This window comes from Hymenobacter rigui (assembly GCF_003944715.1).
Classification (GTDB): domain Bacteria; phylum Bacteroidota; class Bacteroidia; order Cytophagales; family Hymenobacteraceae; genus Hymenobacter; species Hymenobacter rigui.
Map to the genome: position 1 here is coordinate 1 of NZ_RWIT01000003.1, position 11,493 is coordinate 11,493.

General features: G+C 58.7%; 13 protein-coding genes. 2 read left to right on the top strand and 11 right to left on the bottom strand.

The features are described from left to right. The first annotated feature begins 91 nt into the window (after positions 1-91). Positions 92-835: a hypothetical protein gene (locus EI291_RS07005; RefSeq protein WP_125419106.1), complete on the top strand. Its 744-nt coding sequence runs from the start codon at positions 92-94 to the stop codon at positions 833-835. A 24-nt stretch (positions 836-859) separates the two neighbouring features. Here EI291_RS07005 and EI291_RS07010 read toward each other — a convergent pair whose 3' ends face one another. The 5 genes from EI291_RS07010 to EI291_RS07030 form a co-directional block, all read right to left on the bottom strand. Then, positions 860-2,161, bottom strand: coding sequence for a serine hydrolase (locus EI291_RS07010; protein WP_125419107.1), 1,302 nt, complete (start codon positions 2,159-2,161; stop codon positions 860-862). A 197-nt stretch (positions 2,162-2,358) separates the two neighbouring features. Next, positions 2,359-3,648, bottom strand: coding sequence for a hypothetical protein (locus EI291_RS07015; protein WP_125419108.1), 1,290 nt, complete (start codon positions 3,646-3,648; stop codon positions 2,359-2,361). Between the two features lie 59 nt (positions 3,649-3,707). Then, complete coding sequence (locus EI291_RS07020) at positions 3,708-4,547, bottom strand: ion transporter (protein ID WP_125419109.1); 840 nt, start codon at positions 4,545-4,547, stop codon at positions 3,708-3,710. A gap of 21 nt (positions 4,548-4,568) precedes the next feature. After that, positions 4,569-5,885 carry an APC family permease gene (locus tag EI291_RS07025; protein WP_125419110.1) on the bottom strand — a complete coding sequence of 439 codons (1,317 nt, stop codon included), beginning with the start codon at positions 5,883-5,885 and terminating at the stop codon, positions 4,569-4,571. Between the two features lie 186 nt (positions 5,886-6,071). After that, complete coding sequence (locus tag EI291_RS07030; RefSeq protein ID WP_125419111.1) at positions 6,072-6,596, bottom strand: DUF2480 family protein; 525 nt, start codon at positions 6,594-6,596, stop codon at positions 6,072-6,074. Between the two features lie 88 nt (positions 6,597-6,684). Here EI291_RS07030 and EI291_RS22805 point away from each other — a divergent pair, with 88 nt between their 5' ends. Further along, a complete protein-coding gene (locus EI291_RS22805; protein WP_170172548.1) occupies positions 6,685-6,855 on the top strand; it encodes a hypothetical protein in 171 nt (56 codons plus the stop codon). A 3-nt stretch (positions 6,856-6,858) separates the two neighbouring features. On the opposite strand, the gene tsaB is transcribed toward EI291_RS22805, so the two are convergent. The 6 genes from tsaB to EI291_RS07060 form a co-directional block, all read right to left on the bottom strand. Continuing rightward, entirely contained in the window at positions 6,859-7,554 is a 696-nt protein-coding gene (tsaB, locus tag EI291_RS07035; RefSeq protein ID WP_125419112.1) for a tRNA (adenosine(37)-N6)-threonylcarbamoyltransferase complex dimerization subunit type 1 TsaB, read from the bottom strand. Positions 7,555-7,966: 412 nt separating this feature from the next. Then, entirely contained in the window at positions 7,967-8,266 is a 300-nt protein-coding gene (locus tag EI291_RS23410) for a DUF433 domain-containing protein (RefSeq protein WP_317127641.1), read from the bottom strand. Further along, positions 8,172-9,884 (bottom strand): S41 family peptidase, encoded by a 1,713-nt coding sequence (locus EI291_RS07045; protein WP_170172549.1) that lies wholly within the window; start codon positions 9,882-9,884, stop codon positions 8,172-8,174. Before EI291_RS07045 ends, EI291_RS23410 begins: the two co-directional genes overlap by 95 nt. Before the next feature lie 97 nt (positions 9,885-9,981). Then, positions 9,982-10,416 (bottom strand): ribonuclease P protein component, encoded by a 435-nt coding sequence (locus EI291_RS07050; RefSeq protein ID WP_125419114.1) that lies wholly within the window; start codon positions 10,414-10,416, stop codon positions 9,982-9,984. Positions 10,417-10,453: 37 nt separating this feature from the next. Next, on the bottom strand, positions 10,454-10,612 hold the full coding sequence (rpmH, locus tag EI291_RS07055; RefSeq protein WP_045689549.1) for a 50S ribosomal protein L34: 159 nt from the start codon (positions 10,610-10,612) through the stop codon (positions 10,454-10,456). A 196-nt stretch (positions 10,613-10,808) separates the two neighbouring features. Further along, on the bottom strand, positions 10,809-11,429 hold the full coding sequence (locus EI291_RS07060) for a transposase (protein WP_125419115.1): 621 nt from the start codon (positions 11,427-11,429) through the stop codon (positions 10,809-10,811). Positions 11,430-11,493 lie beyond the last annotated feature (64 nt).

The following is an 11,493-nucleotide window of genomic DNA, read 5'->3' on the forward strand; positions in this document are numbered from 1 at the left end:
CGAAAATGAGCTGATGTCAAGTGCTGATCCGACCCGGTATATTTGACGAGCTGCTTGTGGGCTCATCCCATGATTCGCTTGAAAACCTGTAATGTCGACTTCTTTTCCTACTTACGCAGAAGCGAAGTCGCTTACCGTTTTTGTCTTTTCCAGTCATTCAAAGAACGTGTGCAGTGCCCCGTTGGGCCCTACCGTGTACCGCTCGAAAGCGGCGAAGTATTCGTGTTGTCAGCCCCTTCCGATTGAAGCGGGTTGCAAAGGTAAGCAGCTTTTTTTGTTCTGCAAGCCTTTTTCGAAAAACTTTTTTTCGAAAGCGATTCGTTTTTCAGTGTATCCGCTTCCGGTGGAAGCGGGGTGCAAAGGTAGCAACCTTTTTGCTTTTTCCAAGAACCAGAGAAGAAAAAGTTTTTCGCATTTTCTTCGTTTCCGATTCACTGGCCCGGTTTCTCGTTCGAAAGCGGGGTGCAAAGGTAGCAAGCTTTTCTTCCTTTTTCCAAGAGCGAAGCGAAAAAAGTTTTTCGGTTTCGACTCGTGGAAAACGTCTCCTTCTGAAGCGGGGTGCAAAGGTAGCAACTTCTTGCTGACTTGTGCAACCCCAGTGACTACCTTTTTTTCACCGGGCCTTTCCGAAGGAAAGACGGGGGCGGCTAAAAGGGCCGGGAGGCGAGGAAGACGTTTCGCGCTGGTGGCCCGAAGGTTGGCAGCGGCCCGCTCCGCGTTCCGGATTGGGAGTGCAAAAGTGGTAGGTTGTTGCGGCATTTCCAAACCCACCGGCGAAAAAACCCGTTCAAGGCCGGCGAAGGGCAGCTTTCTGCCAGATTATCAGGCAGATTAATTTACAGACTATCTACTAGCGCGTTTACCTGACCAGTTCGGGGTTGGTGAATTCGGTGGGTAGGGCGCGGTTTGAACGAGGACGGCGGGCTTCGTAGCGTTGAATTGTCTGGCCCAGTGCCGCCAGAAAAGGCAATCCTACTGATTCGTACTCGTAGGCACCGTCATTGATGATGCCATCCTTATTGACGTAGAGCACGGCGCTCAGCATAAACTCCGTTTGCTGGGTGGAATCGGCGAAATAGGCTACATCAGCTAGGCAGCCGTGCGACATGCCTACTATATTATAGATGCGCAGGCCCGCCTCCGGGGTAGTAGTTGGCCGGCGGCCGTAGTAGAGGTACTTCTTATAGGCGTCGAAATAGCGGCTGCCGGTGTACATACTATATAGAGAGCTGTGCGGCGTGTGGTGAAGGTAGTAGCGCAGGAACGCGTAATCATCGGGGGCGAGGTGCAGGCGCTGGGCGGCGGGAGCGGCGGCGGGGAACAGGACTAGCCGCAGCAGGTCGGTGACGGACTGTAGCGGCAGATAGTTGGCCGTAGTGAAATCGTAGGGCTGCGGGATGACGCGGCCCCCGGCTTGATAGGCGCGGCCTTTGGTGATGCGGCCGAGCGGAAGCGTGAGTGTACGGGCATTGTACGCCGCGGGCTGCTGGTATACCGTTTCGCCGGTAGCGGCGTTGCGGAACTCAATTGGGTTGGTGTGGCGGTTGGCGGCCGTATCGCAGGGGGCGAAGCGGCGGACGATACGTGTTTCGGGAAAGCCCAGCTCGGCCAAGCGGGCGTTGAGCGGGCCCTGCCCCAGGAATTCGTAGAGGCGGTTGTAGGCTTGGTTGTCGCTGACGAGCAGCATCCGCTTGATGTAATTACCCACGGTATTTACCCGGTCGGAATCGGGCGCGGGGTTGTAGGGGGCCGGCGTCTGGCAGCGGAAGGCCGTGCCGGTCTGCATGGGCGAGCGGCGGGTGAGGCCGGGCTGGTGCAGGTCGTTTAGCTTCTCAAGGGAGAGAACTGCCGTGGGCAGCTTCACCAAGCTGGCCGGGTTGAAGTATTGGCGGGCATCGAGCCGGAAACTGTGCTGCACGAACGTGGGGCGCAGCTGCGCGTCGCGGTTGATCTGGGTGTAGATGACCTGCAACTCGTAAGCATCGGCGCGGTTGACCACGGGCAGCAGGCGGGCATCGGAATGAAGCAGGCTATCCAGCAATGGGCTGTCGGCAGGGGCCTGCGGTACCGGTGGTAATGTGCGGGGGTGGGTTTCGATGGAGGAGAGTAACAGAGCCGGGCCCAGCGTTACGGCTCCAACCAGCGCAGCAAATCGAATCATAGAGAAAAGATACGCAAAACCCCTACCCTACCCCGCAACAGGCGGCTGAAAACGACGAAAGCCGCCTCCTGACAGGAAGCGGCTTTCGTGCAGGCCAGATTCCCAGCTCCTATATATGACAGCAGGGCGAGTCTGGTAACTGCTTCCCGGTAGCTTTGGCGGTTAGAAGCCACCGCCACTCTATATATAGGAGTGGCTTACGGCTGCACCGGTTGCTGCCGGCGGGCTAGCAGCAGGTTGGAATCGTTCTGGCGCCAGTTGTAACCGGTACCGAATGGTAGGGGGCGCGGCGGATTGGCCTTGTCGGTGTAGGCGGCGGTGAGGGCGGGCTGGTACTGCTTGGCGAACAGGTTGATGGGCCGCTTGTAGGTGCCGTAGTAGGTGAACTGCCACTCGGCGGGGCGGAAATACTTCATGGCAATGCCCGAATCATCCTGCAGCAGGTAATTGCTGCGCTCCAGAATGAGGTTGCGCACTTTGCTGAAGTAGCTTTTGTGCATGAGGTAGGTGGCCGATTTCACGTAGGTGGTGAGCGGCCCGAGGGTGCGTACGTACTTCAGGGCGGCATCCTTAGTGTTGCCCAGCTTCCAGTCGCTGATATCGGCGGAGAGATACACTACGGTTTTTTCCTGGCCGGCTTTGCTGCGCAGCTTCACCTCCACCCCGGGCACTACGTTGAGGCCGGGTTTCTGCACGGTGGCCGAATCGGCGTCGGTGAGCTGGCCCTCGGGGGTGAGTTGCACGTAGCGCAAGGCTTCCACCTGGTGGTCGGTACGGGCGGCAAACAGCAGCAGCAGCGGCACCACCCCACCGATGTTCACGCGCTGGTTGGTGCGCTCGGCCGTTTTTACGATGGAATTGGCTTTGTTGAGCGTGTTGCTGTCGGGCTTTTTGGAGTTCAGCTCCACGGCCATATCGTTGGTACGGAAGAAGCTAAAGTTTAGCACCGACCAGAGCGAGGCCTTGAGGGCCGGAAACAGCTTCGGATTTTCCAGCGTGGCCTGATCGGGCACCGTGCCAATCGGCTCCAGGCCCATCAGCACGTAGGTGGTGCTGGTGGGAAACATGGTGGTGACGTTGAGAAAATCGGGGCCGCTGAAGGGGTAAAACACCGTGGGGCTGGCGGCACGCACCGAATCCAACTCGGTGGCGGCCCATTCTTCGATTTTGGCGGTGCGGGTGGTGTGGTAGTTGGTCCAGCTCTTGGTTTGGTCGGCGGCGTAGGCCTGCCAGGCGGGCTGGGCGGTGAGGGGCCGCAGGTCGCTCTGGCGGCTGACGGGCAGCCCGGCCAGGAAAGCAGCCACATTGTGCATAGCCGAAGTATCGGGTGTAGCGGGAGTGGCCGGCGTGGCAGGCTGGGCGGCCGTGGTATCGGGGGCGGCTACGGGGGGAGCAGCGGGTTCCTGACGGGCGGTTTTTTGTTCGGAACAGGCTGTCAGGGTAGCAACCAGAGCCGGCAACAGCAGCCGGACGGGGGAAAAGCGCATAGGAGCAAGTAAGGTGGAGGAGAGGCGAAAGGTAAGAAAAGCCGTTTTATATAGTCTTCCTACAGTTTTTCGCCGCACTGCCAGCAGTACTCCGCTTCGGGCTTGTGGTCGGGGGCCTGGCAAACGTGGCAGACGACCTGCTTGTATACCGGCGCGGCCGGTGCGGGGCGGTGGCTGGTCATCTGGGCCGATACGATGCCGGTGGGCACGGCAATGATGGCGTACCCCAGAATCATGAGTACCGACGCCAGCGTCTGGCCCAGCACCGTAACGGGCGAAATGTCTCCGTAGCCCACGGTAGTCACCGTTACGATGGCCCAGTAAATGCTTTTCGGGATGCTGCTGAAGCCGTGCTGCCCGCCTTCCACCACGTACATGAGCGTGCCAATGACGGTTACCAGCGTGAGCACGGCGGCCAGAAACACCAGAATTTTAAAGCGGCTGGCTTTGAGGGCCGTCACGATGAATTCCCCCTCGCCCACAAACCGGCCCAGCTTGAAAATGCGAAACACCCGCAACAGCCGCAGCGTGCGGATGACAAGCAGGTACCGGCTGCCACTAATCAGCAGGCTGGCCAGCGTGGGCACGATGGCCAAGAAGTCGATAATGCCCAGCAGGCTGAAGGCGTAGGCCAGCGGCCGGCGCACCACCAGCAGCCGTAGCGCGTACTCGAGCAGGAACAGCCCAGTGAAAAACCACTCCACCGCCCGCAGATAGGCGCCGTACTCCCGGTTGATGGGAGCCACGCTTTCCAGCATCACGGCCATTACGCTCAGCACAATGGCTACCAGCAGGGCCACATCGAAGTTGCGGCCGGCACGGGTGTCCGACTCGAAGATGATCTGATAAGCGCGCTGCTTCCAGGCAGACTGCGGAGGTTCGGGCTGGCTAGTAGGCATCGGAACGGGTGGCAGCAAGGGTCAGGCCCGCACGGACCGGCGCTGGCTGAGCCAGTACACCAGCAGCCCCACTACCAACGTGCCCAGGCCGTAGAGCGTTTCGGTGGGTTTGTCGCGGGCGATGAACCAGAGCGTCCAGCCATTGAGCAGCAGAAACAGCAGCGGCGTGAGCGGGTAGCCCCAGGCGCGGTAGGGCCGCGGCAGCTCCGGCTCGCGGCGGCGTAGCACAAACAGGCCTAGCACCGTCAGAAACGTGAACAGGTTCAGGATAAAGCCGGCGTACACCACCACCTGCGCAAACGACGACACCAGCACGAACAGCAGCGTGAGCCCTCCCTGAAACAGGGTGGCCCGCACCGGCACCTCGGCGGCGCTGCGCTTGGCCAGCCACCGCAGGGCCGGCACATCTTCACCCATGGCCTGCACAATGCGGGGTCCGGCAAACACCATAGAACTGACCGTGGACACCAACAGAGCCGCAATCAGCCCGCCCATCAGTCGGCCGCCAGCCGCCCCAAACAGGGAAGTAGCCGCCACGAAACCTACCTCTACCTGCCCTTTCAGCTGGGCAATGGGCGTGGAATACAGGAAAATGAAGTTCAGCCCCACGTACAGCAGCAGCACTATCGCCGTACCGGTAAGCAGAATGCGGGGCAAGTTGCGCTGCGGGTTTTGTACCTCGCCCGTGAGGTAGGCCGCCGCGTTCCAGCCGGAATAGGCGTACGACACAAAAATCAGGGAGACGGCAAACGCCGGGCTCAGCAGCTGCTGCCAGTCGGCGGAGCCCTGGGGCAGGAAGGCCAGCGGCTGGGGTTGCCCCAGCGCCAGCCCGGCTCCAATGAAGCCCACCAGCACGACCACCTTTACGGCCGTTACTACTACCTGCAGCCGGCTGCCGGCTTTGCGGCTGCTGGCATGCACGGCCGTGAGCACCACCACCACTCCCACCGCCAGCAGACGCGGCGGCAGCGCGGGCCACACGCTGCCGGCGTACCGCTCCAGGGCCAAAGCCGCCGCCGCCGTGGGCGCGGCAAACCCCACCGTGGCCGATACCCAACCCGATAAAAAGCCCAAAGCCGGGTGGTAGATGCGCGACAGGTAGTGGTACTCACCGCCCGAGCGGGGCATGGCGGCCGCCAGCTCACCGTAGCACAACGCCCCGCACAGCGCAATTACGCCCCCCACTACCCACAGCATCAGCAGCGCAAACCCGCTCTGAATGGTGATGACCTGAAACCCCAGGCTGGTGAAAACGCCGGTACCCACCATATTGGCCACTACCAGAGCCACGCCGGTCAGCACGCTGATTTTATAGGGAGATGCAGAAGGTGATGCCATGCAGGAACGGAATTTGCGGCCAAAGATGCACATTCCGGCCGGCTGCCCTTCATTCGGCCACCTGCTCGGCCGCAACCCACGTACCGCTACACAGCGGGTACCGGCGAAGCACTGCTTCGCGCTACCACGCAAATCGGCCCGCCAGTGGGTACTGACGGGCCGATTTGACATTTGCTCGTTGGGCCGCTATTCGGCGACTTTATCCTTGGGGCGCTTGTAGAGCGGCACGGTGCTGCACGGCTCGCCGTACATGATGCTGGCCGCTACCGGCAGCAGCTTCTGCATAATGGCCACGTAGGCGTAGGTGGGCACGGGCTTTTCGCCGCAGCCTTTGATGACCAGCTTGGCGTCGCGGAACTGCTCGGCGTCCACCCCGGCAATGGCCTCCTGGAACAGCTCCTGCTCCAGGGCCTCCAGGTTGCCGAACACGTAGCGGTGGGCGTGGTTCTGGAGCTTGCTGGCCAGCAGCATATAGGCCCAGGTGGGCACAATGGCATCGGTAGAGCAGATGATGGCCACGTTCTGGCCGTCGTACTGCGTCCAGTCGTGGGTTTTGATGAACTCGCGGAAGTCCTTTTCGCGCAGCATCAGGCCGTGGAACAGGTTGTCCTTGATATCATACACCACCCGCTCGCCGGGGTGAATGAAGTCTTCCAGATTAAAAGTGACGAGGCCGGAATTGGCGACGCGGTTGACGAAGAGAGGTTCCATATTCCTAACAGACAACGGGTGAATACAGCCTAAACCGGGCGCGGCCCGTCTCGGTTATCGGGCAGAAGCAGACAACCCGGCTGTACGTATGAAAACTAAAATCTGCGCCCACTGCCGGCGCGAGGCCACCACACTCTACCGCATTCAGCTGCAGGCCAGCGGCAAAAGCTGGTTTTTCGTGTGCGAAAGTTGCTGCATCAGCGCCAAACCCCAGCCGGGCTACCGCTACGGCGGCACCTGGCAGGGCTACCGACACTAAGCACTATTTTTTTGGGGTGGTGGTGTACACTTCCTTCAGATAAAACGGCTCGTAGTAGGCCACGCTACGGAATTCCTGGCGGCGGTAGGCTTCCAGCGCCAGCGCCCCTACGGCCACCGCCGAGGGTTCAATACCCGACAGGAAAGCCGCGTGCGGGTGCCCGGCTACCAGCGGGTGGAACTTGGCCGCCCCGTTTCCGAAGAACAACAATGACTGCTCGGCCAATTGTTCGGCCAGGGTGGTTTCATCGAGCAGCAGCGGCGTGGGGGCCAGCACTTCCGTACCATCGGCTTGGTACATGCCGGCGTACACTTCCATCCGGCGGGCATCCAGCATGGGGCAGTAGAGGTACTGCTCGGGCCGGGCCGTCACGGCGGCTACCTGGTGAGCGAGGCTTTGCAGGGTGCTGATGGCCAACAGCGGAATGTCCAGCGCGTAGCACAGTCCTTTAGCCGCCGCCGCCCCAATGCGCAGCCCCGTGTAGGAGCCTGGTCCGTCCGATACGGCCACTGCTGCCACGTCTGCCAGCGTGTGCAGGGTGTTTTCCAGCAGTTGGCTGATGAGCAGACTCAGGTGCGAGGAGTGCGACTTCTCCAGCCGCAGCTCCGTCTGGCCGACCAGCCGGCCCGTTTCGAGATGATGCAGCGCCACCGAGCACACCGGCGACGAGGTTTCGAGGGAAAGCAGCAACTTGGACATATGGCAAAGGTACTATGCTGATGCGTCACATAGCCTTTTTGACTAATCTCTCAGCTTCGTACTATATTGACGATAAACGCAAGTGCTATCCTGTGAAAAGATTACTCGCCGTAGTTATTTCATCCATTGTTTTTACATGCCTTCTGTACATTTCGATACATATGCAAAGGGAGCATGTGAAAGAAACAAGGATGTCACTTATAAGGAAAGGAATGTCTAGAATAAATGTCTTGAGCATCATTTCTCAGCCGGACCTTTCCATCTCCCGATATCCTAGTTCGGAAGAAATGTATTATAACCACAGCCTATTCAATAAACAGCCGCCTTTTGAAAAATATGTAGTTCTATATATGCTAAACGATACTGTTATAAGCTGCTCAAGATTTTCTGGCAAAAGTGAACATCTTTTATTCTAAGAGACTACCATATAGTACAACGTAGCCTGCACGTCCAGCGCCTCCAGATCTGGTATTTCCGCTACCATATGCTCAACCGATAGTCCAACTGCCAGTAGGTTCAATACATCGGCTATCCGAATACGCATACCCGCCCGCCACTTTGCAGCGGGTTGACAATAATGCGGCTTCGTAGATTTCCTATATTTAGCTAAACCGCTGTTACTGGCGGCCGCCGGCAGTGCTGCGCTTGGCTTCGGGGCGGGTTTTAGCTTCAACAGTACCGGGCTTGAGCAGCGCGGAGTAGCGCGGAGCATCGTTCAGCACCGTCATGGCCATCAGGATGTTGGGGTCGTCGTCGAAGCTGGCCTCAATACCACCTTTCTGGAAGTAGTAGCGCGACACAATTTCCTGCTCCAATAGCTCCCGGATTTCGGGCTTGAAGCGCATCAGGTCGTTGGCCTTGTTGGTGGTCACCTTGCGGCGCATAGCTTCCAGCTCGGTTTTCACGTCCTCATAGTGCTTTTCGTCCTTCACTTTTTTAGTGAGGTCAGCCAGCGCCTTCTCCGCATCGGTGCTGTAGCTGATATCCTTGCCCTTGAGGTAATCCACGAACTTCTGGTAGTCAGTGTCGGTGAGCTTGAACTGCCGGGCCGGCGGAATAGTGGCATGCTCGGCGCGGTAGCGGGTGGCGTAGTCGAACAGGTAGCTTTTCTGAAGCAATACCCGCGTGATGTCGGCAATTTCCCGGTCTACTACTTCCACGTCGGGCGCCACGCCGCCACCATCATACACAGTGCGGCCGGCCACCGTTTTGAAGGCGGTCCGCAACGAATCGGGTACTTTACCCAGCGTGCCATCATCGGCGCGGTGCGAGTAGTCGATTTCCTGAATGCAGCGGCCGCTCGGAATGTAGTATTTAGCGGTAGTAACCTTCAGCTGCGAGTTGTAGCTCAGCGGCCGGGTAGCCTGCACGAGTCCCTTACCAAACGTCCGCTCCCCTACCAGCACCGCCCGGTCGTAGTCCTGCAGCACACCCGACACAATTTCGGAGGCCGAGGCTGAGCGGTTGGAAGTAATGACCACCATTGGAATCTGGGTATCCAGCGGGGCATCCAAGGCTTTGTAGGTCTTGTTCCAGTCAGAAACCTTGCCCTTGGTGCTCACAATATCCTTACCCTTGTCCACGAAAAGGTTGGAGATATTCACCGCCTCGTTAAGCAAGCCGCCGGGGTTGTCCCGGATATCGAACACCAGCTTTTTAGCGCCCTGTTCCTTGAGCTTGGCTACGGCCATGCGCACTTCCTTGCCGGCATCCACCGTGAAGCCCGACAGCTGGAAGTAGCCGATTTCAGGTGTGAGCATGCCATAGTACGGCACGTTGTCCACCTGAATCTTGTCACGGGTAATGTTGATTTCCACGGGGGCGTCCTGCCCGTAGCGGGTTACCATCAGCTTCACCTGCGAGTTGGCCTGGCCCTTCAGCAGCTTGCTGATATCGGCGTTGGACTTCTTCTCCACATTCACGCCGTTGATGGTCAGAATTTCGTCGCCGGGCAGCAGGCCGGCTTTCTGGGCCGGGTAGCCCTCGTAGGCAGCCTGTACTACAGTTTTATTGTTGCGCTTCTGCACTACCGCCCCAATGCCCCCGTACTGGCCGGTGGTCATGGTGCGAAAGTCCTCAATGTCGTCCTCGGGGATGTAGTTGGTGTACGGATCCAGCGACTTGAGCATGGCGTCGATGCCCGTTTTTACCAGCTTAGCCGGCGGCACCTCGTCCACATAATAGGTATTCACCTCCTTGAACAGGGTGGCGAAGATGTCAAGGTTCTTGGCAATTTCGAAGTACCGCTCGTTGTCGGTAGCTGCGCGGAAGGATACGAGCAGACCGGCACCGCCCAGCAGGGCAGCCACGGCCAAGGATTTTTTGCGCATAAGAGGGGCTAAAGGCAACTGTACGACCCTAAACGGAAGTCCGGAGGGTCGGTTTGCGTTTCACACCTGAAAAGCCCGCCCCCCAGCACATTTGTTGTCAAGACCCCGCTCCTGCCTCCGCAGTTGCACCAGTCTCGGCAAGCAAACGCTCCAGCCCTGAAGTTAATTTCTTTTCGATAAGCGTCAAGGGCTTTTTTTCCTTGCCGGTATAGATGATAGCGAGCTGGGCCACCCGATGGCCGCCGGGGGCCTCCAGCAGCCGGTACTTATTGAGGCGGTAGGCCTCGCGCAGCAGGCGCTTCAGATAGTTGCGGTCGACGGCGCGCTTGAAGTTGCGCTTGCTCACGCTCACCAGTACCTGCGGCGGCTCGGTGGTGGGCGTTTCGGTGGCCCGCCAGGTGAGGCGCAGGGGGTATAAACCAAAAGAAGAACCCTGACCGAAAAGCGCTTCAATGAGCTTTTTTCGGCACAGATGTTCTTCTTTCGGAAACGAGTAGGAGCGCGCGCCCGGCGTTGAAACAGGAGTCGTCATCGGCGGGAGCAGCGGCCATTCAGCCGCCGGCAGCGGCTTAGCGCTTATGACGACCTTCGTCAGATACGGTCAGGCGCTTGCGGCCTTTGGCACGACGACGAGCGATTACGCTGCGGCCGTTAGCGGTTTCCATGCGCGAGCGGAAACCGTGCTTGTTGCGGCGCTTGCGCTGCGAGGGCTGAAAAGTACGTTTCATGGTATGGGTAAGTGACTCTTGTTACAACTTAGGCCGGCAAAGGTAACAGGTTGAGTTGGAATTGACAAGCCTACGTCACTGAATGTGGTTCAAGCTTCAGCTTGAACCGTATGGAAGACATAGGGCATACGTTACTATATTGATAATCAACAGCATTTCTCATTAGCACATTCGGTTCAAGCTAAAGCTTGAACCACTACCAGTCGGGCCGTAGGTAGGAATACGGCCACTCAGTGGCTTCTGCTACCAGACCAGCACGCACGGGGTTATCCAGCGTGTACGCCATGACGCGCTCCAACTCACCCGGACGTTGCACCAAGTGGTCGTAACTTTCGTGCTGCCAAAACCCACCTGTGCGCTTCAATAGCCGATTTGCGGCCAAAGCTGTTCTGCCCTTCAGCCGCTGCATTATGCGGGGATACGAGAAATTGGGCTGCGGTGGGAGCTGCACCACGAGATGCACATGATTCGACATCACGCAGAAGCACCATACCTGCACCGACAGTTCCGACAAACGATGCATCTCATCCGCCACAATGCCGGCAATAGCCGGTTGCCGCAGCCAATGCGGACCGTCTTGGCTGGTATCCAGGTAGGCATCCAGCCGCGCAAACTGGCGCTTGTGCAGGTTTAGCAGCGCTTCCCGCCGCTGGACAAGCTGGGGTATCTCCCGGTGCAGGCGTCGGATTTGCTCGTCAGTTTCTTGTAGAAATCGATGCAACACTATGACAGGCAGGGAACCTTTGAGCCGAAAAGTGATGAACAAGGTAGCGCCCGGTGGCACAAAGTGCGGTAAATTGCGCTGGTAAAAACTCATGCAGGAAAAGCTTTTGCAGGCGGCGGGCGTATAGGGCCCGTTCCTGTTTCTAAGATAACGCTTT

Bases quoted from the DNA above. Each gene is read 5' to 3' on its own strand.
- EI291_RS07005 (WP_125419106.1), top strand. From the start codon at position 92: ATGTCGACTTCTTTTCCTACTTACGCAGAAGCGAAGTCGCTTACCGTT.
- EI291_RS07010 (WP_125419107.1), bottom strand. From the start codon at position 2,161: ATGATTCGATTTGCTGCGCTGGTTGGAGCCGTAACGCTGGGCCCGGCT.
- EI291_RS07015 (WP_125419108.1), bottom strand. From the start codon at position 3,648: ATGCGCTTTTCCCCCGTCCGGCTGCTGTTGCCGGCTCTGGTTGCTACC.
- EI291_RS07020 (WP_125419109.1), bottom strand. From the start codon at position 4,547: ATGCCTACTAGCCAGCCCGAACCTCCGCAGTCTGCCTGGAAGCAGCGC.
- EI291_RS07025 (WP_125419110.1), bottom strand. From the start codon at position 5,885: ATGGCATCACCTTCTGCATCTCCCTATAAAATCAGCGTGCTGACCGGC.
- EI291_RS07030 (WP_125419111.1), bottom strand. From the start codon at position 6,596: ATGGAACCTCTCTTCGTCAACCGCGTCGCCAATTCCGGCCTCGTCACT.
- EI291_RS22805 (WP_170172548.1), top strand. From the start codon at position 6,685: ATGAAAACTAAAATCTGCGCCCACTGCCGGCGCGAGGCCACCACACTC.
- tsaB (WP_125419112.1), bottom strand. From the start codon at position 7,554: ATGTCCAAGTTGCTGCTTTCCCTCGAAACCTCGTCGCCGGTGTGCTCG.
- EI291_RS23410 (WP_317127641.1), bottom strand. From the start codon at position 8,266: ATGCTCCGCGCTACTCCGCGCTGCTCAAGCCCGGTACTGTTGAAGCTA.
- EI291_RS07045 (WP_170172549.1), bottom strand. From the start codon at position 9,884: ATGCGCAAAAAATCCTTGGCCGTGGCTGCCCTGCTGGGCGGTGCCGGT.
- EI291_RS07050 (WP_125419114.1), bottom strand. From the start codon at position 10,416: ATGACGACTCCTGTTTCAACGCCGGGCGCGCGCTCCTACTCGTTTCCG.
- rpmH (WP_045689549.1), bottom strand. From the start codon at position 10,612: ATGAAACGTACTTTTCAGCCCTCGCAGCGCAAGCGCCGCAACAAGCAC.
- EI291_RS07060 (WP_125419115.1), bottom strand. From the start codon at position 11,429: ATGAGTTTTTACCAGCGCAATTTACCGCACTTTGTGCCACCGGGCGCT.